The following is a 24786-nucleotide window of genomic DNA, read 5'->3' on the forward strand; positions in this document are numbered from 1 at the left end:
CGGCCTACTGCTCCAAGGTCGTCAGGATGCGGCTGTCCAGCGACAGGATCTGCGTCTCGACATTGCGGTCCTGTTCGCGCAGCGCCTCGGCGTAACCGGCAGCGGACTCGGTGGTTGGGCGCATCGTGTTGAACAGCTGATTATCGGTGTGCAGCACGATCACCTTGCTTTTACCCAAGGCGCTGTCATCGACCTGAAAGGCAATGCCGCCATTGTCCTGGCTTTCGGGGATGGAATAGGCCACCCGTACGGACATCGGCCCGGTATCCCCGTCGCGCAGCGCGGCAATGGAATTGTCCGGGCGGATGACGTTGGGCAGCAGGTGGAACACATTGCCCGAAACATCCAGCACCGACACCGACAGATAGCCGTCCTGAACATCATCCGGAAGGTCCACGTCGATCACCGGGTTCTGGCCAACGATGAAATCGCCGGTCGGATTGGGGGCGTTGTTTTGTTCGCCGTTGAAGAAGGCGATCGAGATATCGCTGGTCGGAGCCGAGGGCAGGAAGTTCTCGATCAGACACAGGCTCGGGTTCAGCAGCGCCACCTGATCCAGATCGATGGGGCGCGGCCCGGCCAGCGCGGTCAGGGCGGTGTCCAGACCCACTAGACTGTCGCGCGAGGCCAGGGTGCCGCTGACTTCGATAGGAGTTTCCGGGCCATATCCGGCGGTTGGCACGTCGACCAGCGTCAGGGCGCCACAATCGGCCATGCCTGACAGGATCGGGCGGACCTCCTCGGGGGACAGGAACAGGGATTCCAGTTCGATTTCGGCCGACCCCTGCAACCCGGCAGGCAGACCGGCCGAGTAAAGTTGTTCCAATTGCGCATGCAGTGCCTGATCGGTGGTTTGTCCGGTCAGGCGGGCCTGATTGCCCTCGACCACCAGCCGCCATTCGTCCAGCGGCATGGCGGCGTCGATCACATCGACGACGGCGGTGCCCCAGCTGTCCGAGATGTCGCCCGAGGCCAGCGTCAGATCAACCTCGCCCCCTTCGCCGGTGATCTCGCCGGTCATCGCGTCGCGCACGGTTTCCGATGGCACAAAGCCCACGGCGCGCGGCGGCAGGCCGTCGCGCTTGTCGGCGACCAGAGTATAGGGCGCGGCAACGGGATATTGCGGCCCGGTCAGCCCGTCGAAGACCCCGCCGAAATACCCGCCTGCGCCGACGCCTGCGACGGCAAGCACGCCAAACACCGCGACCAGCCAGCCGCGAGATTTTGTCGGTTCGTCCACCTGTACCGGTTTCGGAGTTGCAACCTCGGCCTTTGGGGTGGAGGCGGGGGCTGGTTTTGGGGCGGGGGTCGGCGCGACCGCCTCGCCGCGCGGTTTGATCACCGTGGCATCGTCCAGATCATCCGTTGCCGGTGCGGGCGCGCCATTGCGGGCCGTGGCCAGGGCGCGCAACACTTCTCCGGCTGTTTGGTACCGATCATCCGGGTTCGGAGCCGTCATCTTGTCGAGGATCGATTTCAACGGCTCGGGCACGCCTTCGGTATCCAAAGGCTCTTTCTTGTTTTCGACCACTTCCAGCAGGTTGCGACCCGCATCGGCCTTCTGGCCGCGGAAATTGGCCAGCAGCAGCGCGCCCAGCGAATAGATGTCGGTGCGCTGGTCGGTCTTGCCCGACAGTTGTTCGGGCGCGGCATAGGCGTATTTCCCGGCGAACTCGCCACCGACGATGGTTTCAGCACCGGGATTGGTGTCTTTGGCGATGCCGAAATCGATGATCACCGCCTGCGCCGGGTCGCCGTCGCGCAGGATGATGTTGTCGGGGCTCAGGTCGCGGTGGACGATATTGCGGGCATGGGCGGCCTCCAGCCCTTCGCACACGCGTTTGCACACGGTCAGAACGTCACCGGCGGGCATCGGAGCTTCGCGAAGCTTCTGGTCCAGACCCGGCCCATCGACATAATCCATCACCAGATAGACATGGCCATCGGCGGTGCGGTTGTTTTCGGAATAGCGGACAACCGCATCGTGGCGGATGTCGCGGATCTCTTCCTCGCGCGTCAGAAGGACAAGATAGTCGTCATTGCTGGAAAACTCGGCCTTCAGCACCTTCAGCGCGGCAAGCCGCCCGGAAATTTCCGAGCGGGCCCGATAGACGTCAGAAGTACCGCCCCGCCCAAGGATGGCTTCGATCCGATAGGTATTGTTCACCAGATCGCCCGGCTGAAACAGGTCGCCTGCGCGGGATTCAGTCATACTGCCCTCAGTCTTGTTAGTCAGGTGGTGTGGCGATCAGCCGAGGGCTTGGAATTCGACGCGACGGTTTTCATCGGCGCGCGGATTGTCCTTGTTCAGCGGTTCCGCCTCACCCACGCCTAGCACTTCGAGGCGTTCATCGGCAATGCCGCAATCGCCGACGAGGAAACGCTTGACCTCTTTGGCGCGCAGCAGCGACAGGTTCTGGTTGTATTCGGCGGAACCGGCACTGTCGGTGTGGCCGATGATCTGGAAGACGTTGACGTCAACGCCCTTCATCGCCTCGCACAGGGCGGCCAGCTTGGGCTTTTCATCATCGCGCAGCGCGGCCGAGGCAAAGTCGAACCGGACCTGGATATTCACCTGATCTTCGGCGGCAACCGGCTGGTATTCTGTCGGCGCGGCAGCGACGGTGGTATCGGCATCATCGGTTGCTGCGGCGTCATCGCCGGTCGAGGGCACGATCACCAGCCCGCGTGTCTTTTGCTTGTTGAACGCGTCGGTGATTTCGTCGGCTGTCAGATCATTGGATTGCGCCAGCGCGATCTGCGTGGTGCACAGGGCGGCAAAAGCCGTGGCCCCGATGAATTTCAGCGAAAAAAACGTGGACATATACCTATTCCTTACCTGTTTCACGCAAAGAGTACCCCTGCGCCCGACAACCGACAATGAAGAAAGTCACACTTCTGACGTTCATTTTGGTGCAATGACGTGACATCCCGACGGGTGGCTTCTAGGTTCGGGTGAGAAGACGGCGGAAATAGGAAAATCCAAAGACATGCGCATCGTTCCAGCGATAATTCTGGGTGTGGCCATCATCCTGGCCCCGATCATCTGGTATGTTTTCCCTTTGATTGTCCCGCTTGAGGAGAATTTCGAAGGCCCCGCCATCGATTCGGGCGCCCGGATCGAGATCGAAATGCTAAGCCAGCAGGTCGAGGATATGCGCGACCAGATCGAACGCCTGTCGCTGGAGCTGTCGCGATCGCAAAACAACTCGGCCGTTGTGCCGCAGGACAATTCGGCCGCTGATGATTACGGGTTTGACCGGTCCAGCCCGAACGACATCATCGACGCTTACGCGCAGGTCGTGCTGATCGCCAACCGCAACAACGTGAACAAGGGGCTGGAGCTGGCAAATTCGTCCTTCCTGCGCGACACGTTCGGCCTGCCGCGCGAGGATCTGACGGATGAGTGCCAGTCGATGACCAACCCGCGACTGGAAGATCTGCTGGTGCTGGAAGAGGTAGGCCCCGTGCGGGTGCGGATGCTGAAACCGGCTGTCGATTCCCTGCGCAATGTTTTCGAGAATATTCAGCGCACGGACCCGGACCTGTATGACCGTATCAACACCGCCGGGTCGCTGTGTGTGCGGCGCATTCGCGGGGCGACCTCATCCGCGTCGGCGCATGCTTACGGTTTGGCGGTCGATCTGAACATCGACGGGGTTCTGGACACGCTGGGTGATGGAAAAACCCAGCTGGGCCTGACCATCCTGGCCGATTTCTTCCGCGATGAAGGCTGGGTTTGGGGGGCTGCCTGGGGGCGCGAGGATTCGATGCATTTTGAGGTCAGCCGCAACAAGATCGAAGAATGGGTTGAGGCCGGGCTGCTCTGAATTCGAAAAAACGATAATAAAATCGGCACATTGTGAAGTCAGACACAGACGGCTGCCGAATACCTGTGTTCAGGTTGTGGGGCAATTTCAACGGTGGCCAGAGAAGTTTGAGTTCAACCTTGCTTTGGTCCCCTGATTGGGATTTGCTATTTGCAGACGACAGCGTGGGGCAGGTCGGAAAATGCGTAAAGGTTACCTTTAATATGATGTGGGTCCGACAGTTTGTGTGTCTGGCAGCCCTTGCTGCGCTATGTGTTATCGGCGCGGCAGAGACGGCACTGGCACAAAGCGCGTCGAACCTTGCGCCCTCGACATTTCAGCCGCAGAATCAACGTGGGACCGGGCCGGTTACGGTTGCGCGCGATCCCGGCGCACCGGCCCCCGAAGGGGCCGACCGGTTGTTTGTCACCGTCGGCAGCGTCCGGATTGAGGGGGCCTTGCCGCAGATGGAGGCTGCAAATGCCGGTTTTGTCGAACGGCTGACCGGCAAACGCGTTGCCGTGTCCGAGATTTTTGCCGCCACCAACCAGTTGGAAGGCGCGTATACCAATGCGGGCTTTGTGCTCAGCCGGGTTGTGCTGCCGCAGCAGACCCTGCGCGATGGCGGCACCCTGCGCATCGTGGTGATCGACGGGTTCATCGAACGGATCGACGCCGAGAAAGTGCCCGAACAGGCCCGCGCGCGGGTGGTTGAGATCACCAAGCCGCTGATCGGCAAACGTGGCATCAAGCTGCAACAGATCGAACGCGCCCTTCTGCTGGCGGGGGATACGTTTGGCATCCGTTTGGCCTCGACGCTTTCTGCAGGCGACGCGCGGGGCGGCACGGTGCTGACACTGGATGGCCAGTTCAAGCAGATCACCGGCTCTTACGGGTTCGATAACACCCTGTCGGATCAACTGGGCCCGGTGAACCTGAGCCTGGGGCTTGAGGTCAATGGCGCGCTGGAAATGGGCGAGACCTTCTATTTCAACCTCGGCGGCTCTCCAACCCGGTTCTTTTCCAGCGATCCGCAATATCGCATCGCGGCGGCGGGGGCCGTGTTCCCGATCGGCTATGACGGGCTGACCTTCAATGCCGAGGTCACATCGAGCGTGGCGCAGCCGGACTCGGATTTTCTGCCCAATGAAAGCACGTTCCAGCGCCTGTCGCTGCGGCTGTATTACCCGTGGATCCGGACGCGGAAACTGAATGTATCTTCGCAACTGATCTTCGATCGGGTCAGCGATTCACAGGATTTGCTGGTGGGCTCGCTGAACCTGCCGATTTATGACGATGATCTCAGCGTGCTGCGGGCGACTGTAGATGCCAGCTGGAACCAGACCAATGGCGGTTTCCTGACCGCCGGGGCCGTGCTGTCGCGCGGGCTGGATGCCTTTGGGGCCAGCGCCTCGGTCGGGCCGGGCGATACGCCTTTGTCGCGGCAGGGGGCCAGTGCCGAATTTACCAAGCTGGTGCTGTCGGCGCAGTATCAGCGCCCGCTGAACGCAAACTGGTCGGTGAACGTCAATGGTCGTGTCCAGACCAGCTTTGGCGACCCGCTGGTGACCTCGGAACAATTCAGCATTGCCAGCAGCAACGAACTGTCCACATTTGACGCGGGCGAGCTGCGCGGCGATGATGGTTGGGTGCTGCGCGGTGAGGTTGGCCGTTCGCAACAGGTTCAGGTTGCCGATTTTCCGTTTATTTTCAAACCATACGTATTTGGCGCATATGGTGAACTTGGGGTGGAACAGCCCACATTTTTTGAGCAAAGCACAACAACGGCTTATTCTTACGGCGTCGGCTTTGACGTGTTTACGATTGAGGATTCGGCCTATCGGTCCGGATCGGTACGAGTTGAATATGGGAGAGGTGAACGAGATGATCTGGGGGAAGACGGAAACCGCTTCAGCATTGTTGCAAGCCGCCGGTTCTGACGGCGCGACAGCTATGAAACACGGGCTTTTTGCACTGGCCTCGGCCTCGGCCCTGCTTTGGGGCACCACCGCAATGGCGCAATCGCTGCCCAATGGCGGGACGGTGGCTGCCGGGAATGTGGTCATCACCCAGCCCAACGGCACTCAACTGAACATCAACCAGAACAGTGGCGCAGCCATCGTGAACTGGAACGGGTTCTCGATTGGCAAGGGTTCGACCGTCAATATCAACCAACCGGGCAAGAACAGCGTGATCCTGAACCGGGTCACGGGCGACACCACCAGTCAGATCCACGGACAACTGAACGCCAACGGTCAGGTGCATCTGGTGAATCCAAACGGCATTTTTATCGGGCCGAACGGGCATGTGAACACGGCGGGCTTTGTGGCCTCGACCCTGAATATCTCGGATGACGATTTCCTGAACGGGCGCTACCGCTACAACGGCAATGGCAACTCGGCTGCGGTTGAGAATGCCGGAACGATCTCGGTCGTACCCGGCGGCTATGCGGCGCTGATTGGGGGCAAAGTGTCCAATTCGGGCCTGATCCGTGTGCCTTTGGGCAAGGTGGGTCTTGGGGCCGGTGAAAAGGTCACTCTGGACGTGTCGGGCGACGGATTCCTGCAGGTTGCGGTGCCGTCGAACAGCGACGATGCCTCGATGGAGGCGCTGGTGTCCAACTCGGGCCGGATCGAGGCGGATGGCGGGATCGTCCACCTCAAGGCAGCAAGCGCGCGCAATGCGGCGCGGCAGGTGATCAACATGTCCGGCGTGATTGAGGCGCGCACGGTCGGCGGTGTGTCCGGGGCGGTGGTGCTGGGCGGCAGCGGCGGCGCGGTTGAGGTCAGCGGTCGCATCGATACCTCGGCCAAGACCCTTGTGGCCAGTTCGCCCCGCCCGGTGGCGCGCGGTCAGGATGGCGGATCGATCACCATCACGGGTGAGGCGATTGCACTGCGTGGTGCGACGCTGAAGGCCAGCGGGTCAGGTAATGGCGAGGGCGGCAACATCCGGGTCGGCGGAAACTATCAGGGCGGCGCTGGATTGCAGACGGCCCATTCGACCTATGTGGATGGCGACACCCGGATCATCTCGGACGGCGGCAACCGCGGCAATGGCGGTGAGATCATCATCTGGTCGGACGTTCTGACCGAGTTCCACGGCAACATCTCGGCCCGTGGCGGGGCGCAGGGCGGCAATGGCGGTTTTGCCGAAGTGTCGGGTAAGCAGGATCTGGTCTATCGCGGGCTTGCCGATCTGCGCGCACCAAAGGGAACGGTCGGACACCTGTTGCTGGACCCGACGAACATCACGGTTCCCGGCACCATCGACGTAGCAACGCTTGAGGCAAACCTTGCGAATGGAGACGTGACGCTGGATACGTCCGGGACGGGCCCGGATGTCGGCAACATCACGATCAACGCTGATATCGACTGGACGTCCGGTTTCGACCTGACGCTGCTTGCAGACAACAACGTCGTCTTGAACGGCGCGATCAACACCAATGGTGGCTTGATCATCGATGCAGTGGGCACGATCACCACCGGGGCAGGAGGCATCGTGAATGTGGGCGCATTCACCTTGCTGAACGGATCGTGGCAGCAGATTTCCAGCACCCTGCCATCCTTCTTTGCCGCCGATTTCACCATCGAATCCGGCGGCACCTTCCTACGGGTTCTTGGCGGGGCAGGGACGGCTGGCAACCCGTACCGGCTGACCGACATTTACGGATTGCAGGGGCTGGGTGGGTCCAGTCAGAACTTTGAGCTGGCAAACAACATCGATGCTTCGGTGACCTCAGGCTGGACGCGAGGGTTTGAGCCGATGGACTTCGACGGCACGCTCGACGGCAACCGATTTGCGATTGATAGCCTGTTCATCGACGATGCATTTGCCTTTGGTGGCATTTTTGGTGATCTGAACGGCACCGTTCGCAACCTGAGCGTTACCAATGCCGATGTCACCTCGGCCGAGGGCGGCATTCTGGCGGGATCAAACAACGGCACGATTTCCGGCGTCATGGTGTCCGGCAGCTATACCAGCACCGATTTTGAGGCAGGTGGCATTGCCGGGTTCAATACCGGGACCATCATCGACAGCTTTTCTACTGCCTCTGTGAGTGTGTTTACAATTGAATCAGACTTTGTTGTTGCGGGCGGTCTTGTCGGAGACAACTCGGGCTCGATCATCCGGTCCAACAGCTCGGGTGCGGTTCTGGGCACAACCGCCGGCGGACATGCTATGGGGGGACTGGTCGGGGTGAACTCGGGCTCGATTACCGATTCTTACTCAACCTCGGATGTATTTGGCGTCAATCTGACAGATGTGCAGACCTTTACAGCGACATTGGGCGGGTTGGTCGGCAGGAATGTCGGCGGAACGATTAACCGCACGTACTCAACCGGTAGTCTTGGTTTTTCAGGAATAAACACCCCGACGTTTGGCGGGTTGGTCGGCAGCAATTCCGGGTCGGTCAGCGCGTCCTTCTGGAACACCCAGACCTCCGGTCAAAGTTCCAGCGCCGGGGGCACGGGCCTGACCACCGCGCAGTTGCAAAATACCCAAAGCTTCTACAACCGTGCCTCGGCGCAGGGTTGGGATTTTGCCAATGTCTGGGCACCGGGCACCGGCAGCACGAACCCGGCGAACTACACCACGTCGCCGGTGGTCTTTGCCATCCCCAACCCGCTGGTCGTGGCGCAGGGGCAAACCGGCAGCGCAACGGCCACCGGTACCGTGGCAGGCGGCCCGTCGGTTTATCGCTTTGGCCCGGCTTCGGACAGTCTGAACACATCGCCGATCTTTGGATCGCCGAATTTCGCCAGCACGTCGCCCGGGACCACGACCTTTACGCTGAACACCTCGTCGCTGACCAGTTCCGGGGGGCAGGTCTATACGGTGGCGGCCTTGCCCGGTACGGCTGTGATCGGGGGCGGAACCACCATCGTCACCATCCCGCCGACGCCGACGATCAAGATCACGCCGACTGTGGACACGACAATTACCGGCGGTGGCAGTGGTGGCACGGTCACAACCACCGTCACCGAGGCTGAAACCGCGCTTGGTACTGTCGACAACGCCTCGCAGGATTTTGACGCCACGCTGTCGGCCTGTGCCTCGCAAGGGGCCGATGTCAGCGCCTATCTGGCCTGTCTGGCCGAGGCGATGGACGACTACGCCTCGGATCTGGATGCGATTGTCAGCGGTCTGCCGCCGGGGCTTGAATCCGTGGGTGACATCATTCGCGGCGCCAGCGCCGGTATTCGCGAAGCCGGCAATGACGCCAACCGCCGTCTGGCACTTGCAACCACCGCCGAAGAGCGCGCGGCGATCCGTCGTGAAGCAGTGCAGGAAGCCCGCCGCCAGATCCGTCAGGCGCAGCGCGAAATTCGCAAGGCGATCACATTGATACGAGCAACCGATCCGGAACTTGTCAGCGTCCAGAACCAGCAGGTAGAGTCGATCGTGGCGGCCGTTGGACAAGCCGAAATCGGCCTGAGCCGCGCCATCGGTCTGTAATCCTTCGGAGGCATAGCCTATGTTCGTGATCCGTCTTTGTGCGGCCTTTCTGGTGACGCTGATCAGTGCCTGCATGGCGCTGGCCGATAAACGCGTGGCCCTTGTGATCGGCAATTCGGACTATGCGTCTGTCAGCCCGCTGGACAACCCGATCAACGATGCCTCGGACCTGACCCTTGCGCTGGAAGGGTTGGGGTTTGACGTGTTTCTGGGGATGGACCTGACACGGGATGAGATGCTGTCGCTGGCGGAATCCTATGGCGCGACAGCGGCGGATTCGGATGTCTCGCTGTTTTTCTATGCCGGGCACGGGTTTCAGGTGGGGGGGCGCAACTATCTGGTTCCGGTCGATGCCAACCTGACCAGCGCGGCGGACATCCCTGAACAGACCGTTGCGATGGAAGAATTCGTTACCCGGATGGAAAGGTCCGACGGTATTCGCCTGGTGTTTCTGGATGCCTGCCGCGACAACCCGTTCGAGGATGCCGGGATCAGCGTCGATAACGGTCTGGCCCGCGTCGGCAGCGCAGCGGATTTCCTGTTCGCCTACGCCACCCAGCCCGACAACGTGGCCTATGACGGTACAGGTCGGAACAGTTTCTTCACCGAGGCGCTGCTGAGCCATATCTATACGCCGGGACAGGATATCTCGGACCTGCTGATCTCGGTGCGCAAGGATGTCCTGACCTCGACGGGCGGGCGGCAGATTCCGTGGGACAACTCGTCGCTGACGCGGCAGTTTCGTTTTGACAACAGCCCTGTGACGGCCTCGGAAGAGACGCTGTTGTGGCAGGTGGCGGCGAATTCGCAGGAGCCGTCGCTGATGCAGCTTTATGTCGACCGCTACCCGCAAGGCGCGCATGTGAATGAGGTTGTGGCCTTTCTGGATCGCGCCGGGCAGGCGGGTCCGCAGACCCGCGCGCTGTCGGTCGAGGAAGAGGATGAACAGGCCGAGCGTCTGTGGAAACTGGCCCAACGCAGCCGGATGCGGCCTTTGCTGGAATTTTACCTTGAGCAATACCCCGATGGTGTCCATGTCGATCAGGCGCGACGGTTGATCGCGTCGGTGCCGCGCCCCGAAGACAGCACGCCGGGCGGGATTTGCGAGCGTCTCGCGACCCACCCAAGGGACCGCACCGCCAGCATTCCCGGCGTGCCCTTCACCCGGTTGCAGGAAAACGCCCTGACCGCGATTCAGGCGTGCAGCGCCGCCGCCGCGCAGTCGCCGGAGTTGTCGCATTACGTCGCCCTGCTGGCGCGGGCCACGATTGCCGCCGGGGATGTTGACCGGGCCGTGACCCTGTATAAGCAAGCCGCGGATGAGGGCGACTTGCGGGCCATGGTCTCGCTGGCGCAACTGCATGAAAGCGGCACCGGCGTGCCGCAGGACATGACCCGCGCACTGGACCTGTATGAACGGGCCGCCGCCGGGGGCAGTTTCGATGCCATGATCAACCTGGCCGTCACCCTGTTCGAAGGCCAGATCGTGCCCAAGGACGAGGCGCGCGCCATTTCCCTGTTGCAGCAGGCCGCTGACGGAGGTTCGGCCAAGGCCACTTTCAATCTGGGCGTTCTGGCGCAGGACGGGGTGGCGGGCGTGCCCGCGCAGGCGCTTGGTTATTTCCAGAAGGCGGCCCAGAATGGCGAATATCAGGGCTATCTGGCCGCCGCCATTCTGCTGGACGAAGGGCGCGGCATCCCGCGCGATCCGCAGGAGGCCGCGCGTATGCTGCTGCGCGGTGCGGCTGAGGATAACGGCGCGATCCTCGATCAGCTCTCGCTCGCCTCGGACCAGTGGTCGCGCGACACGCTGATGGAGGTGCAGAAATTCCTGCAGACCGCTGGTTACTACAACAGCACCATTGACGGTGTACCGGGGCCGAACTTTGTCGAGGCCCTGCGCCAATGGCGCAGTGGCGGGTTCGACCCGGTCATTCTGGCCGCGAACTAAACGCCAAGCCCCGCCCGGCAAGGGCAGGATCAGTTCACCGGAACAAACTCGATCCGGCGGTTGCGGCGTTTGCCCTCTGCCGTGTCATTCGAGACTACGGGACGGGTTTCGCCATAGCCCACTGTCACCAGACGCTCGGGCGCGATGCCTTTTTCGACAAGGTAGGTGTTCACCGCACGGGCGCGACGCTCGCTGAGGGCAAGGTTGTCCGCATCCGATCCGTCACTGTCCGTATGACCGCCGATTTCGATCTTCAGCTCGGGGCAGCGATCCACGATGTCATAGAGGTTGGTCAGCAGCGGGATCGAGTCAGTTTTCAGCCGCGCACTGCCCGAGTTGAAATAGATATTGCCGGTGCGCGACAGGATTTCCATCCGGCCCTCACAGGCGGTGCGGTCCAGATCGCCCTTGGTTTCCAGCGCGGCCGCACCCGGCGTGGCCGACACAAGTTCCAGTTGCGGCGGTGTACCCGCCTTGGCGCGGTCGAAGACAAAGCCGAAGCTGACAAAACCAAAGGGCAGGATATCGACGCCAGCAGCCTCTTGCAGCTTGCCACGGCCTTCTTCCAGATTGAAATCGGGCAGGGCGATGGCAATCGGCGTCGTGTTCGCCACCGCCACCCGGTCATTGTCGACCAGAGTGATCGCCACCTGCGCCACGCTGTCCTTGGTCACGCCATGCAGGGTCAGCCGATAGGGCAGGTCGATGATCTTGTGGCGGGACTGATGCAGATCGACCAGTTGTTCGGGCGGCAATTGGGCGGTGATCACGGCCTCGGGGAAGTTGAAGGTCTCGAAAAACAGAAACCGCATCCGCACGTTGCGCAGGTCGATCTTGGTATCGACACTGTCCATCTGCACCCGGATATCCGCCGCCCCGTCCGGGCCGATCACGCCCGACAATGTGGCAAACCCGGAATTTTCGGCGACCGAGTTCTTTTTCACCGACAGGAATTGCAGTTCCGAGGCTGCGGCATCCAGTTTCCAGCCGTGTTCGAACGGATCCACGTTTTGTGCCCACGCGGATTGTGCGATCAGCACCCCGGCTATCGCAGAAACGAGTCGCATCAGGGTTGAATGCGGCATGTGTGAACCTCTTCCTATTCTTGATACCTTTTTCGGGATATGGCAGGGCGTGGCCATAAGAAAGCCCAAAAAGGTTTGTAAGGGATTTCCGGGTCAAATGATGCCCGCGGATCACGGGCAAGGGCCGAAGATTAGGATCAAGGAACCAGACGTGCTTGGACTGTGCAGAATACTGATTGCGATCTTCGCGATGACGTGGGCGGCAACGGCCATGGCCGAGCCGCGCATTGCGCTGGTGGTCGGCAATTCCGCCTATGGTTCGGTCTCTGCGCTGGACAACCCGGTCAATGACGCGCGTCTGATGGCCGAAAAGCTGGAAGGGCTGGGGTTCGAGGTCCGGCACCTTTCCGACAGCAATCAGATCGATATGAAGCGGGCCATTTCCCAGTTCGGGCGCGATCTGCGGCGCGGTGGTGAGGATGCGGTCGGTCTGTTTTATTACGCAGGCCATGGCGTGCAGTCCTTCGGGTCGAACTATCTGCTGCCGGTGGATGTGTCGCTGGACGACCCGGCGGATCTGGACCTGATGGCGGTCGAGGCGCGCTCGGTCCTGCATCAGATGGCCTCGGCCAACAACAAGACAAACATCGTGATTCTGGACGCTTGCCGGAATAACCCGTTCGAAGATCTGGCCGATATGGACGACAATGGTCTGGCCGAGATGAAGGCGCCCACCGGCACCTTTCTGGCCTATGCAACCGACCCCGGCGGTGTCGCGCTGGATGGTGAGACGGGCAACAGTCCCTTTACCCTGAGCCTGGCCAAACATATCGAAACGCCCGGCATGGCGATTGAGCAGCTGTTCAAGAAGGTCCGGGTCGAGGTTCTGGACCAGACACGCGGCTTGCAGACGCCGTGGGATACCTCGTCCCTGACGCAGGATTTCGCGTTTTCGCTGGAGACTGAAACCCAGATCGTTCAATCTCTGCAAAGCGAAGAGGAACAGTGGCAGCAGGCCGTGAACTCGCGCGATCCGGTGCAGATCATGCTGTTCATGCGCAGCTTTCCCGAAAGCGTCCACGCCGACAAGGCCAGCGATCTGTTGCAGGTTGTTCTGGCCGAATCCTTCGGCACCGCCCTGACGCCTCCGACCCCCGAGGCAAAGCCCGAAGTGGCCGATGCCAATGAAACCGACCGTCTGATGTTCGAACTGGCGCAGGTGGACGATTCGATTCATTCCTACGAGGTCTATTTGCACAGCTTCCCGGACGGCGCGTTTTCGGATCAGGCCATCGAACGGCTGGCGGCGCTGCAGTTGCAGGGCGAGACAATGACCCGCAAGGCCGAGCCCAACGTGAAGGCCCCCGACACCCAGACCACCGGCACCATCGACGCCTCGGCTGCGGTGACGATGCAGTCGGTCCTGACCTTCGGAAACTCGCATGTGCGCGGCAAAACGATTGAAGAGCTGGTCGCAGGCTCACCGCAATTCCCACCTATCGAGGGGCTGCCGGATGAACTGTGGAAGAACCAGAACTGTTCGAACTGCCACCAATGGACCGCTGACGCGCTGTGCGAACAGGCGCAGACCTATGTCAAACGTCCGGCAGCAGGCAACGTGGCCAAACAGCATCCGTTCGGCGGTGGGCTGAAAGTCAATCTGCGCCGTTGGGCCATTGACGGGTGCCAGGGCTGAGCGTCCTTGGATTGCGCCCGAAAATCACCATTTGCAAATCCTGGGTATATTGGTCGTATAACCCACGGCTCAGTCAGATCTTTCGGAATCACGCCCGGCCTTTACGAACTCAGCCCGCCTATCAGCCCGTGCGCGAAAGGAGCGCTCTATGACGCTTGCATCCTTCGCCCCGACGGATGGCCGTCTGGACGCGACTGGCCGCTTGCCGCTGGATGGTTTTTGAGACCGGCTTGCCGCAATGGGTTTCGCAGCAAGCCAACGTCTGGGTTGCTAACGCTCAGCTATGGACCTCGATCTTGCAGATCGACATCTCTTCGACCTCATCCCAGTCGATTTCAAGACCCAGCCCGGCACCGCCCGAGGCGTTGATGTAGCCGTCAGCGTCAACCTCGATCCGGCCAAGCGCGTCGACCTGAAAGTCGGCATAGGGCACCGGCATTTCGAAATAGTCGCAATTGTCGTAGGCCAGCATCAGGTGCAGGTTCGCCGCCATCGACAGGGCGCAGCCCCAGCTTTGGAACTCGACGTTGAAATTGTTGGCCTCGGCCAGCGCCATGACCTTGCGCGAGGGCGTGATGCCGCCCGCGGTGGTGGCGTCGATGCGCACCCCGTCCCAACAATCGTGCCGCATGGCGTGGGCGATGTTCGGCAGGTCGACGATGGTGTTGCCGCCCGGCAGGATCGGCAGTTCGGTGCGGCGGCGCAGCTCGCGATAGCCGTCCAGATCGTGATCGGGGAAGGGCGCTTCGAGCCAGACATAGCCCATTTCATGCATCGCCCGGGCCACTTTCAGCGCGCCCTTGTGGCTGTAATAGGCGTCGGCGTCGAACATGAAATCCAGCCCCTTGTCGCCATGGGCGGCATGGACCGCGCGCATCATGTCGATATCGGCGTTGGGCTCGCATTTATAGTGGAATTTGAACGCGCCAAAGCCCTGTTCGCGCAGCTCGTCGATCAGATCCACATAAGGCTCGGGCCCGTCGAATACCTGGGTCGAGGCATAGGCCTTGACCCGGTCGCGCGCGCCGCCGAGGAACATATACAGCGGCATGTCCGCCCGTTTCGCGGCCAGATCCCACATGGCGATGTCCAGCCCGGCGATCGAGGTGTTGGGGATCGAAAGGCGGCGCAGCTGCATCCATTTCCAGATGTCCTCGCGGCGCAGCGCCGCACGGCCCAGCAGCCCTTTGAGCAGCGGCCGCATCCCTTCGGCCACGGCGCGGTCGAAGTCATGTTCGGTGCACGAGAACACGCCACCCGCGCCCTCATACCCGTCCGAAGTGGTGATTCTGGCGATTGTATTCGTCGTCAGCAGTGCGGGCATGGTCGGCGACCATGAGAATTTGGGGATTCCGGTCTTGACCACATAGACCTGGATTCTTTCGATCTTACCAAAACGATCTTCTGTCATTTCAGTCATTTGCGCGCCCTCGGATGCGGGGGTTGAGGTTGAATTGCGTTGCTACGCTCTACTCAACTATGTCAAAGACTATTGACGATCAATAGATATATCAATTAATGCGCCAAAAATCGATCACCGCCCAAATGGCAGTCAGTTGTAGAGGAGACCGCAGATGGCCAGCTTTGAAACGCAGTGGCAGAGCACCTATAAGGACAGCGCGGACAGCACTCTTCCCGTGTTCGCCGATGTCGATGTTGTTGTCGTGGGCGGTGGGGCCGCCGGTGTTGCGGCGGCTGAAACGCTGGGGCGCAAGGGGCGCTCGGTTCTGGTGATCGAACGCTATGGGTTCTGCGGCGGCGGGGCCGTGGCGGGCCTGTCCGGCACGATCTGCGGCATGTTCCTGTCGACCGAGAATGAAAAGGCCGCGCCCGAGCAGGTGGTCTTTGGCTGGGCCGAGAAATTCCGCGCCGCGTTGGAAAGCCGCAATGGCGTCAGCGGGCCGCAACGCTATGGCAAGACCTTCACCGTCACCCACGACCCGCTGGTCTGGCGCGAGGTTGCCGACGGTTTCCTGCGCGAGGCGGGCGTTCAGATCCTGTATCACTCGCAGGTCGTCGGCGTGCTGATGGAAGGCGACGCGTTTGGCGGCGTCATCGTGAACTCGAAATCCGGGCTGGCGCAGGTACGGGCCAAGCGGATCATCGACGCCTCGGGTGATGGTGACGTGATCCACCGTGCCGGTTTTGCCACCACCAAGGGCAACAATGGCGCGATCCAGAACCCGACCATGATCTTCCGCATGGGCGGCATCGACGTGGACCGGTTCTGTGATTACTGGGGCGAGGATACGATCAGCCCGCAAAAGGTGATCGACAAGCTGATCGCGGCCGACAATGAAGGCCGTCGCCTGCCGCGCAAGAAGATCTGGATTTTCCCGACCACCCGCCCGGGCGAGCTGATGGTGAACGCCACCCGCATTCTGGGCTTTGACGGGCGCGATCTGGATGTGACCAACCCGGTTGACCATTCCGAGGGCGAGTTGGTCGCCCGTCTGCAGGTGCGCGAATACGCGAACTTCCTGCGCCAGCACATTCCCGGCGGCGAAGAGGGCTATGTCAACGACACCGGGGTCGAGATCGGCATCCGCCAGACCCGCACCGTGACCGGCATCGCCACCCTGACCAATGACGACGTGCTGGGCCGGGGCAAATCGCCCGACGCCATCGCCGCTTCACCCTGGCCGATCGAGCTGCATTCCGGCACCAAGCCCAAGGTCGAGTGGCTGTTCGATGACACCTACGAAATCCCCTATGGCACGCTGGTGCCGGTGCAGGGCGAAAACATCATCGTCGCGGGCCGCTGCCTGTCGGCCGAGCATGAGGCGCTGGCCTCGGCCCGTGTGACCGCGCAGTGCTTTGGCTATGGCCACGCTGCCGCGTTGGCGACCGATCTGTCGATCAACGAAGGTATCGCCATCCGCGACATCAAGGGCGCCGATATCCGCACCCTTCTGAACCAAGAAGGCGCGCGCCTGTAACCGCGCTTTCGGTGCCGTCCCGGAATGCGCCTTGGGGCCGTCGTTTGGCGCCGAAGCATTCCGGACGGCGGCTGACCAAGGCGTACCGGGATCAGCCCATGGCAGGGCGCAGGTCGATGGTCGCCCTGGCAAATTCTTCAAGGTAATCGATCAGCGCATGGGATGCAGCGCAGGCCGCCGCCCGGTCGCCAGAGCTGACGGCGCGCAAAATCGCGGCGTGCAGACCGGCGGCCTTCTGATAATCGTCAAAGGTCGCGTTGAAGAACCAAAACCGTCGCGACAGGCCCTGAACCGGGCGCATTGCGTGGATCAGATAGGGGTTCTCGGCTGCATCCGTCAGTGCCTCATGCGCCGTGCGCAGGGTTTTCAGAAAATCGGTACGGTTTTCCACATTCTGCGCCATGCGGGGCAGGTCGTCGGCCAGAGCGGCCAGTTCCTTGCGCTGATGGTCCGAGGCATTGTCGCAGGCGGATTCGACACAGATTGCCTCGACCGCGCGGCGGACCTTCAGCAGTTTGAGCTGATCGCCCGCGCTGATCTGCGGAACCTGAATGCCGCGGCGCGACTGAACCTCGAGCATACCTTCATGTGCCAGCTTCTGCAGCGCCTCACGGACCGGAGTACGCCCAAGGTTCAACATCTCGCCCAACTCGCGTTCGGTATACAGGCCGCCGGGGGTCAGCTGGCCGATAACCACCATCGCCTCAAGCGCTTCATACGCCTTTTCCGTGTCTGTCACACCAAACTCCGATCAATTCATATATCAGGGTCAGCCCTTATTATGCCAAGCCGTCCTCTTCTGCCAGTTCAGAGTCCCAAGGCGTGCAGTCATGGCTTTTCGGTTTCCTCGCGCAGCCAGTTCAGGAAAGTCTCGCGCGCTGGGGTCATCGCATGCGGGGACGGAGGGAACAGGTAATACCCTTCGACCTGTTTGACCGACGCCTCGAATGGCCGGACCAACTGCCCCTTTGCCAGCAGATCGGACACCAACGTGTCATGGGTCATTGCCATCCCGGCATTGTTGAGCGCCGCCGTGATCGAAATCACGTAGGTCGAGGCCAGATTGACATTTCCGGATCTGCTGAACGGGATGTTGCTGGCCTTGCTCCAGGCATCCCATGTTCCGGTTGTTCCGGCGCAATCGAACAGAACCGCCGTATTCAGGTCGATGTTTCCGCCTTGATAACCGGGTGTGCAGACCGGAAAGAAATTGTCGGTGGACAAGCGTTCGGCGGACTCGAGCATTTCCTCGGGCCGTCCAAACCGGATTTCCATCGCCGCCTGTGATGCGTGGCGCTCGGGGTCCCAGATCGGGGTCACAATATCGAGAACAAGCCACGGATAGCGCGCATAAAGCCGGTGCAGGCGCGGGGTCAGCCAGAAGACGGAAAACGCCATGTTGCACTGCACGCGCACGATCTCGCCGCTGGGAGAGCCGGTAAAGGCACGGGTCCCGCTGGCGATCAGGGCAAAGGCCTCGCGGATGCTGGGCAGATAGTTCGCGCCATCCTCGGTCAGCTCTAACACTCTGGTTTTGCGGATAAATAAGTCCCGGCCCAGATAAGCTTCGAGGTTTCGCACATGCTGGCTGACCGCTGATTGCGTCAGCCCAAGTTCATTGGCCGCGCGGGTGAAGTTCAGATGACGGGCGCTTTCTTCAAAGGCGCGCAGCCATGTCAGCGGGGGAAGGCCCGACGCCGGGTCGATCATTCGCGATCACTCCATTAATTTTTCTAATAGAATAGCCAAAGATTCATCATTTGTCACCAAAGCCCATCCTGAGGCATCTCTTTTTGAATTCAGGAGGAGAGGGCCAATGCTGCAAACCGCGCATAGCGAAAACCTATCACACTGGGCGGAACGGGCGGATCTGGCGGCAACGTTCCGCTGGACGGCGCGGCTGAACATGCATGAGGCGGTCGCCAACCATTTTTCCCTGGCGGTCAATGAGGACGGAACCCAGTTCCTGATGAACCCCAATCAGATGCATTTCAGCCGCATCCGGGCGTCGGACCTGTTGTTGCTGGATGCGAACGACCCCGAAACGCTGGACCGTCCCGGCGCCCCGGACCCGACGGCGTGGGGGCTGCATGGCTCGGTTCATCGCGGCTGCCCGCATCACCGCTGTCTGATGCATGTGCATTCGATCTATTCCACCGTTCTGGCCTGTCTGGCCGACAGCACCCTGCCGCCGATCGACCAGAACACCGCGACCTTCTTCAACCGCTATGTGGTCGACGAAAATTTCGGTGGGCTGGCTTTCGACGACGAAGGCGCGCGCTGCGCCGCCGCCCTGCAGGACCCGAAGAAAAAGGTCATGATCATGGGCAACCACGGCGTTCTGGTCATGGGCGACAGCGTCGCGGACACGTTCAACCGTCTCTATTACTTCGAGCGCGCCGCCGAGACCTATATCCGCGCGCTGCAATGCAATGTGCCGCTGCGCGTCCTGTCGGACGAGATCGCCGAGAAAACCGCACAGGAACTGGAAGACTACCCCGGTCAGGCGGAACGCCATCTGGCCGAACTGAAAGCCATTCTAGACCACGAAAACGACGACTACGCGAGCTGAGTTCATGCCAGACTACGTCCCAACGAATGCGGCTTCTTCCGGCGTCAAGCTGGACAAGAAGACCCTGAAATCCATCGCTGCCCGGTCTGATCGTCCGGGTCTGATCTATCTGGCCAAATGGGCGGTGGCCCTTGGCCTGACCGGCGCGCTGGTCTGGCTGAGCCTCGGGACGCTGTGGGTCTGGCCCGCCATGTTTGTGCATGGCGTCGTGCTGACCGTGCCCGCCTATTCCTTCAGCCACGAAGCGGCCCATGGCACCGCCTTCCGCACCCGCTGGCTGAATGAGACCGTGCTGTGGGTCACCTCGCTGCTCTATATGGAAGAGCCGCTGCACCGCCGTTACACCCACACCAACCACCACACGCATACATGGCATGTTGGCAAAGACAGCCAGATGCCGTTCGACACGCCGATGGGTTTTGGCGGCTGGATGACCGAGATCACCGGCTTTGGCCTGCTGCGCTTTCACATGCAGGTGTTCTGGCATCTGGCCATCGGTCACTACACCGACACCATGAAAATGGTAACGCCCGAGAACGAGTTCGCGAAGATGACCCGCAACGCGCGGATCATGCTGGCGATCTATGCGCTGATCGCCGTGGCCCCCTTCGTTGGCATCTGGTGGCCGGTCTGGTTCCTGGTGATCCCGCGCATCATGGGCGCGCCGGTCATGCTGCTGTTCACCCTGATCCAGCATGTGGAATTGCAGGAAAACTCGCCCTCGATCCTGGACAGCACCCGGTCGTTCCGGGGGCATTGGCTGGCCAACTTCCTGTATATGAACATGAACAACCACGTCGAACATCACCTCTATCCGCAGGTGCCGTTCCACGCCCTGCCGAAACTGGCAGAGGCGGTGCAGGATCAACTGCCCGAACCCGACCCCGGTTTCCTGCGCACCAATTGGGAGGTCTTCGTGGTCACGCTGCGCCGTTCGCTGGGCCTGTCGACCAAAGCGGGTTCCATCCGGCAGGCCCCTCATATGATCACCAGCGGCGGGCCGATCGAGCGTGTCGCGGAAAGGACAATGTAAATGAAGCGCATCTACGATTTCAGTCGTAACCCTGCGGTCCGCAACTATACGGTTGCGGACCTCAAGGCACTCAAGGGGTCGGGCAAAAAACTGTCGATGGCAAACCCGGCGGACCGGGACCAGATCACCGCCTGTGTCGAGGCGGGGATTGACCTGTTCGTGGTCGGCACCGATCAGATGGAAGACGTGCGCGAACTGGCCCCGGCGCATTTCACCGGCGCGGGCTCAAGCTGGGCGCAGTTCGGATCAGACGATGAGATCGTCGCCCACGCCTATGAGGCGATGCGGCACGGGGCGGATATGTACTATACCCTGCGGTCCTTCGACGTGATGGAGCGTATGGCCAGCGACGGCATCCCGGTGCAAAGCCATATCGGCCTGGTCCCCACGTTTAGTCACCATTGCGGCGGCTTGCGCGCCTTTGGCCGCAAGGCGGATGAGGCGATACAGGTCTGGAACACGCTGAAACGCATGGAAGATGTCGGCGTCTTCGCGGTCGAGGTTGAATGTCTGGCCGAAGAAGTGCTCGAGGCCGTGAACGACAAAACCTCGGTCGTCACCTTCTCGCTGGGCTCCGGCATGGCGGGCGACGCGATCTTTTCCTTTGTGGCGGACATCTGTGGCGAGGCCAGCGAAGAGGATAAGCCACCGAAACACGCCTATGCCTTTGGACAGGTGGGCCGTCTGCACAAGCAGATCCACGAAGAACGCGTGGCCGCCTTGGGTGAATACCACCGCGAAGTCACGGCGGGCAACTTCCCCTATCCGCAAACCAACATCTCAATGCATGCGGGCGAGAAAGAGAAATTCCTCGAAGCCCTCGATAAATGGACGCCGACCCATCAATGAACGACGCCACCGACTATAGCCAAGCCTTCGCCGCCAAGCCCCAGCCGCTGACGCTTGAACAAGCCGCCTGGATCACCCCCCCGATGCAGGCCGTCGATACCGAAGGGATGATCGACGTGCCCCGGATGCGCCGGTATCGCCAGAACCGGCTGCGCGAACAGATCAGGGCGCAAGGCCTTGATGCGATCATTCTGGTCGAGCCGCTGTCGATCCGCTACGCCACCGGCGTGCGCAATTGTACCCTGTTCCAGATGCATATTCAGGCCGGGTATCTGTTCATGCCCGCCGAGGGGCCGGTGGTGTATTTCGACTCGGAACCGGGTCGGAATACAGGCAGCACGCTGGAGACCATCGACGAGATCCGGGACGATCTGCTGCCGCTTTCCTATATGTTCGCAGGTCCGCGCCATGACGAATGGACGCGCAAATGGGCCGATCAGATGGATGATCTGATCCAGAAACATTGCGGCCCGGGCAAACGGAAAATCGCCATCGAACGCGCCGGTTTCCATGCCGAGCAGGCGCTGGTCGACAAGGGCCACACTGTGTCGGATGTTGCCCCGGTTCTGGCCCATGCCCGCAAGATCAAATCGCCCGAGGAAATTCTGGCGATGAACCTGACCATTGCGGTGGCCGAGGATGGCATGACCCGGATGCGCGACAACCTGCGTAACGGCGTGATGGAGCAGGAACTGTGGGCACATATGTGGTCGGCCCTGATCGAGGGTGGCGGTGAATGGCTGGATTACCGCCTGCTGGCCTCGGGCGAGCGGACGAACCCGTGGCAGCAAGAGGCCTCATCGCGCATGATCCGCGCCGGTGATCTGGTGGTGTTCGATTGCGGCATGGTCGGGCCGTTCAGCTACGGCGCCGATATTTCACGCGCCTTCCGCTGCGGGCCGGGTCGGCCGTCTGACTATCAGAAAAGCCTTTATACGATGGCCCATACAGAGGTGATGGAAAACACCAAGCTGGTTCAAAGCGGTGCGGCCTATTCCGACATCGCGCTGAACCGCCACCTGCCGCCCACGGGCTTTGGCGATCAGCCTTACCCCTGCATGATGCACGGTCTGGGCATGGCCGATGAATGGCCGGTGATCCTGCATTCCCCCGATCACCCGGAATTTTATGACGGCGAGCTTGAGCCCGGCATGGTGATCTGCGTCGAAAGCTATATCGGCGAGGTTGGCGGGGTCGAGGGCGTGAAACTCGAAGACATGGTGTTGGTCACGGAAAGCGGACCCATAACCCTGTCGCGGTATCCCTTTGAAGAAGAACTGATGACGAAAGAGGTCTAGGCACATGAGCAACTGGATTGAAGCGTGCAGCACCGATGACATCGACGAGGAAGACCTGATCCGCTGGGATCACGGCGGTCAGACCTATGCGATCTACAACACCGAAAAAGGCTTCTTTGCCACCGATGGGCACTGCACCCACGAAGAACAGCACCTTGAGGACGGTCTGGTCATCGACTGCGTGATCGAGTGCCCGCTGCATGGCGGACGGTTCGACATCTGCACCGGCAAGGCGCTGTCCGCGCCCTGTACCGAAGACCTGAAAACCTATCCCGTCAAAATCGAAAACGGTCACGTTTTTGTGCAGCTCGGATGACGCGCGCGGCTGATGACCTGTCGCTTCCATGCGGCGGGTCCATCAGCCAGCAACTAAGAAAACTAAGTCTACAGGAGGAGAAACATGAAACCACCCCTAATGGATCTGCCCATTAAGGTCGCAGATAGCGGCTTTTATCGAGGGTTTACAAAGGACGTAACCGTCTCGGCCAAATTGATCGTGGGCATCATTATCATCTGGGCTGTGGCCTTCCCTGATAATGCTGCCGCCTTTCTTGGCGGGATAAACTCGTTCATTCTGTCCACGTTCAACTACTGGTACGTCTACGCCATGGCGTTCTACGTGCTGACCTGTCTGGCGCTGGCGGTCTGGCCCGCATCCGGGCGGCTGAAACTGGGCCTGGACGATGACAAGCCCGAGTTCTCGAACTTCTCATGGTTTTCGATGATGTTCGGTGCCGGGATCGGTATCGGGATGCTGACCTTTGCAACAGCCGAGCCCATCTATCACTTCAAATCCAACCCCTCGACCATCATGGGCCTGACCGAAGGCGAAACGCTGGGCAACGTCCGTGACGCCTATATCTGGTCATTTACCCATTGGGGCGTGGCGGCTTGGGCCTCTTACGCGGTTGTCGGCCTGTCGCTGGGCTATTTCTCGTACCGTCGCGGCCTGCCGCTGACCATCCGTTCGGGTCTGACCCCGATCTTTGGCAAGGCGCTGTCCGGTCCGCTGGGCCACCTGGTTGACGTTGTGGCGGTTGTCGCAACCATTCTGGGTATGGCGCAAACGCTGGGCTTTGGCGTCGATCAGTTCGTGTCCGGCCTGTACCGGATCGGCTTTGGCGAATGGCTTTATACCGTTGATGCCGAAGGAACGCGCACCGTGTCCAAGGCGGCGATCATCTTCTCGCTGTTCGTGATCATGGGCGCCTCGACCCTGTCGGCGCTGTCCGGTGTGGGAAAAGGCATCAAGTGGCTGTCGAACCTGAACATGGGCCTCAGCTTCTTCCTGTTGGCCTTCTTCCTGATCTTCGGCTCGACCTTCTTTGGTCTGCAGGCGCTGGTTGTCGGGATTTTCGACTATATCACCAACTTGCCATGGATCCTGTTCAACGTCTGGAGCAGCGATGGCGTCGAAGGCTCGGTGGCCGATCAGCTGGCCAGCTGGCAGGGTGGCTGGAACATCTTCTACTGGGCGTGGTGGATCGCATTCGCGCCGTTTGTGGGCCTGTTCCTTGCCCGCGTTTCGCGCGGTCGTACCGTGCGTGAATACGTGATCGGCGCGATGTTCATCCCCGGCCTGATGTGCTTTGTCTGGTTCTCGATGGTTGGCGGCACCGCCATTGATCTGGAACTGAACGGCGATGCCAACCGCGCCATTCTGGATGCCGGTCAGGCGGATCAGCTGTTCGCCATGCTGGGCGTGATGCTGAGCGAGGGTATGGCCTGGGTCATGTCCCTGGTCGTCATGGTCCTGCTGCTGACCTATCTGGTCACTACGGCGGACTCGGGCGTTCTGATCATCAACACGATCAACGCAGCCGGTGACGAAGGCCCGAAAGCCCGCCCGCACATCCTGTTCTGGGGTGTTGCCATGGCGCTGGTTGTCGGCGGTCTGATCATCGCGGGCGGCTTGTCGGCGATCCAGACGGCCATGGTGATCGGAGCACTTCCGTTCAGCCTTGTGATGGTTCTGATGGGCATCTCGGTCCTGAAGGCGATCTACATGGATGGCAAACGCCAGGCCGCAGGTGTGAAAAGCACCGTAAACGACGAAGTTGCCGCCGAATAACGCGGCATATAGATATGGGCCGCCGGTTTCGGCGGCCCATTTTTCCCGGCTAAAGGGCGGCAATAGTCCGAACCTTTGGTGCC

Annotated in this window: 18 protein-coding genes; 12 read left to right on the forward strand and 6 right to left on the reverse strand. The window is 61.0% G+C overall.

Features of this window, described 5'->3' with window-relative positions; genetic code table 11:
* Window positions 1-4: 4 nt before the first annotated feature.
* Both ACR0LW_RS05885 and ACR0LW_RS05890 read right to left on the reverse strand, forming a co-directional pair.
* Window positions 5-2212 (reverse strand): protein kinase domain-containing protein, encoded by a 2208-nt coding sequence (locus ACR0LW_RS05885; protein ID WP_480584204.1) that lies wholly within the window; start codon window positions 2210-2212, stop codon window positions 5-7.
* Between the two features lie 36 nt (window positions 2213-2248).
* Window positions 2249-2824, reverse strand: a complete 576-nt coding sequence (locus ACR0LW_RS05890) for an OmpA family protein (RefSeq protein ID WP_170622542.1) — start codon at window positions 2822-2824, stop codon at window positions 2249-2251.
* A 166-nt stretch (window positions 2825-2990) separates the two neighbouring features.
* On the opposite strand from ACR0LW_RS05890, the gene ACR0LW_RS05895 reads away from it, so the two are divergent.
* From ACR0LW_RS05895 to ACR0LW_RS05910, 4 genes are all read left to right on the forward strand, one after another.
* A complete protein-coding gene (locus ACR0LW_RS05895; protein ID WP_480873408.1) occupies window positions 2991-3830 on the forward strand; it encodes a M15 family metallopeptidase in 840 nt (279 codons plus the stop codon).
* Between the two features lie 206 nt (window positions 3831-4036).
* Window positions 4037-5749: a ShlB/FhaC/HecB family hemolysin secretion/activation protein gene (locus tag ACR0LW_RS05900; RefSeq protein ID WP_480881889.1), complete on the forward strand. Its 1713-nt coding sequence runs from the start codon at window positions 4037-4039 to the stop codon at window positions 5747-5749.
* A 13-nt stretch (window positions 5750-5762) separates the two neighbouring features.
* Complete coding sequence (locus ACR0LW_RS05905; protein WP_480881890.1) at window positions 5763-9269, forward strand: two-partner secretion domain-containing protein; 3507 nt, start codon at window positions 5763-5765, stop codon at window positions 9267-9269.
* A gap of 19 nt (window positions 9270-9288) precedes the next feature.
* Complete coding sequence (locus ACR0LW_RS05910) at window positions 9289-11220, forward strand: caspase family protein (RefSeq protein ID WP_480881891.1); 1932 nt, start codon at window positions 9289-9291, stop codon at window positions 11218-11220.
* 29 nt (window positions 11221-11249) lie between these two features.
* Here ACR0LW_RS05910 and ACR0LW_RS05915 read toward each other — a convergent pair whose 3' ends face one another.
* Window positions 11250-12287 carry an OmpA family protein gene (locus ACR0LW_RS05915; protein ID WP_480881892.1) on the reverse strand — a complete coding sequence of 346 codons (1038 nt, stop codon included), beginning with the start codon at window positions 12285-12287 and terminating at the stop codon, window positions 11250-11252.
* 169 nt (window positions 12288-12456) lie between these two features.
* Here ACR0LW_RS05915 and ACR0LW_RS05920 point away from each other — a divergent pair, with 169 nt between their 5' ends.
* Complete coding sequence (locus ACR0LW_RS05920) at window positions 12457-13941, forward strand: caspase family protein (RefSeq protein WP_480881893.1); 1485 nt, start codon at window positions 12457-12459, stop codon at window positions 13939-13941.
* A gap of 277 nt (window positions 13942-14218) precedes the next feature.
* On the opposite strand, the gene ACR0LW_RS05925 is transcribed toward ACR0LW_RS05920, so the two are convergent.
* The gene (locus tag ACR0LW_RS05925; RefSeq protein ID WP_170622549.1) at window positions 14219-15361 is read right to left on the reverse strand and encodes a mandelate racemase/muconate lactonizing enzyme family protein; all 1143 of its coding nucleotides are present in this window, start codon (window positions 15359-15361) and stop codon (window positions 14219-14221) included.
* 154 nt (window positions 15362-15515) lie between these two features.
* On the opposite strand from ACR0LW_RS05925, the gene ACR0LW_RS05930 reads away from it, so the two are divergent.
* Entirely contained in the window at window positions 15516-16880 is a 1365-nt protein-coding gene (locus ACR0LW_RS05930; protein ID WP_480881894.1) for an FAD-dependent oxidoreductase, read from the forward strand.
* Window positions 16881-16971: 91 nt separating this feature from the next.
* Here ACR0LW_RS05930 and ACR0LW_RS05935 read toward each other — a convergent pair whose 3' ends face one another.
* Both ACR0LW_RS05935 and ACR0LW_RS05940 read right to left on the reverse strand, forming a co-directional pair.
* Window positions 16972-17619, reverse strand: coding sequence for a GntR family transcriptional regulator (locus ACR0LW_RS05935; protein ID WP_480881895.1), 648 nt, complete (start codon window positions 17617-17619; stop codon window positions 16972-16974).
* 89 nt (window positions 17620-17708) lie between these two features.
* Window positions 17709-18590 carry a LysR family transcriptional regulator gene (locus ACR0LW_RS05940; protein WP_480881896.1) on the reverse strand — a complete coding sequence of 294 codons (882 nt, stop codon included), beginning with the start codon at window positions 18588-18590 and terminating at the stop codon, window positions 17709-17711.
* 106 nt (window positions 18591-18696) lie between these two features.
* On the opposite strand from ACR0LW_RS05940, the gene ACR0LW_RS05945 reads away from it, so the two are divergent.
* The 6 genes from ACR0LW_RS05945 (at window position 18697) to ACR0LW_RS05970 (ending at window position 24703) form a co-directional block, all read left to right on the forward strand.
* Window positions 18697-19452 (forward strand): class II aldolase and adducin N-terminal domain-containing protein, encoded by a 756-nt coding sequence (locus tag ACR0LW_RS05945; RefSeq protein WP_480881897.1) that lies wholly within the window; start codon window positions 18697-18699, stop codon window positions 19450-19452.
* Window positions 19453-19456: 4 nt separating this feature from the next.
* Window positions 19457-20485: a fatty acid desaturase gene (locus ACR0LW_RS05950; protein WP_480881898.1), complete on the forward strand. Its 1029-nt coding sequence runs from the start codon at window positions 19457-19459 to the stop codon at window positions 20483-20485.
* Complete coding sequence (locus ACR0LW_RS05955) at window positions 20486-21334, forward strand: 3-methyl-2-oxobutanoate hydroxymethyltransferase (protein ID WP_480881899.1); 849 nt, start codon at window positions 20486-20488, stop codon at window positions 21332-21334. It abuts the gene before it with no gap.
* Window positions 21331-22632 carry a M24 family metallopeptidase gene (locus tag ACR0LW_RS05960; protein ID WP_480881900.1) on the forward strand — a complete coding sequence of 434 codons (1302 nt, stop codon included), beginning with the start codon at window positions 21331-21333 and terminating at the stop codon, window positions 22630-22632. The genes ACR0LW_RS05955 and ACR0LW_RS05960 overlap by 4 nt, the downstream gene beginning before the upstream one ends.
* Before the next feature lie 4 nt (window positions 22633-22636).
* A complete protein-coding gene (locus ACR0LW_RS05965) occupies window positions 22637-22948 on the forward strand; it encodes a non-heme iron oxygenase ferredoxin subunit (protein ID WP_480584181.1) in 312 nt (103 codons plus the stop codon).
* An 84-nt stretch (window positions 22949-23032) separates the two neighbouring features.
* On the forward strand, window positions 23033-24703 hold the full coding sequence (locus ACR0LW_RS05970; protein WP_480881901.1) for a BCCT family transporter: 1671 nt from the start codon (window positions 23033-23035) through the stop codon (window positions 24701-24703).
* Window positions 24704-24786: the final 83 nt, after the last annotated feature.

The sequence above is a fragment of the Ruegeria sp. N4 genome (assembly GCF_056531425.1).

What these genes read in the sequence shown, in the direction of transcription:
- ACR0LW_RS05885 (WP_480584204.1), bottom strand. Translation starts at nt 2,212, where the DNA reads ATGACTGAATCCCGCGCAGGCGACCTGTTTCAGCCGGGCGATCTGGTG.
- ACR0LW_RS05890 (WP_170622542.1), bottom strand. Translation starts at nt 2,824, where the DNA reads ATGTCCACGTTTTTTTCGCTGAAATTCATCGGGGCCACGGCTTTTGCC.
- ACR0LW_RS05895 (WP_480873408.1), top strand. Translation starts at nt 2,991, where the DNA reads ATGCGCATCGTTCCAGCGATAATTCTGGGTGTGGCCATCATCCTGGCC.
- ACR0LW_RS05900 (WP_480881889.1), top strand. Translation starts at nt 4,037, where the DNA reads ATGTGGGTCCGACAGTTTGTGTGTCTGGCAGCCCTTGCTGCGCTATGT.
- ACR0LW_RS05905 (WP_480881890.1), top strand. Translation starts at nt 5,763, where the DNA reads ATGAAACACGGGCTTTTTGCACTGGCCTCGGCCTCGGCCCTGCTTTGG.
- ACR0LW_RS05910 (WP_480881891.1), top strand. Translation starts at nt 9,289, where the DNA reads ATGTTCGTGATCCGTCTTTGTGCGGCCTTTCTGGTGACGCTGATCAGT.
- ACR0LW_RS05915 (WP_480881892.1), bottom strand. Translation starts at nt 12,287, where the DNA reads ATGCGACTCGTTTCTGCGATAGCCGGGGTGCTGATCGCACAATCCGCG.
- ACR0LW_RS05925 (WP_170622549.1), bottom strand. Translation starts at nt 15,361, where the DNA reads ATGACTGAAATGACAGAAGATCGTTTTGGTAAGATCGAAAGAATCCAG.
- ACR0LW_RS05930 (WP_480881894.1), top strand. Translation starts at nt 15,516, where the DNA reads ATGGCCAGCTTTGAAACGCAGTGGCAGAGCACCTATAAGGACAGCGCG.
- ACR0LW_RS05940 (WP_480881896.1), bottom strand. Translation starts at nt 18,590, where the DNA reads ATGATCGACCCGGCGTCGGGCCTTCCCCCGCTGACATGGCTGCGCGCC.
- ACR0LW_RS05945 (WP_480881897.1), top strand. Translation starts at nt 18,697, where the DNA reads ATGCTGCAAACCGCGCATAGCGAAAACCTATCACACTGGGCGGAACGG.
- ACR0LW_RS05950 (WP_480881898.1), top strand. Translation starts at nt 19,457, where the DNA reads ATGCCAGACTACGTCCCAACGAATGCGGCTTCTTCCGGCGTCAAGCTG.
- ACR0LW_RS05955 (WP_480881899.1), top strand. Translation starts at nt 20,486, where the DNA reads ATGAAGCGCATCTACGATTTCAGTCGTAACCCTGCGGTCCGCAACTAT.
- ACR0LW_RS05960 (WP_480881900.1), top strand. Translation starts at nt 21,331, where the DNA reads ATGAACGACGCCACCGACTATAGCCAAGCCTTCGCCGCCAAGCCCCAG.
- ACR0LW_RS05965 (WP_480584181.1), top strand. Translation starts at nt 22,637, where the DNA reads ATGAGCAACTGGATTGAAGCGTGCAGCACCGATGACATCGACGAGGAA.
- ACR0LW_RS05970 (WP_480881901.1), top strand. Translation starts at nt 23,033, where the DNA reads ATGAAACCACCCCTAATGGATCTGCCCATTAAGGTCGCAGATAGCGGC.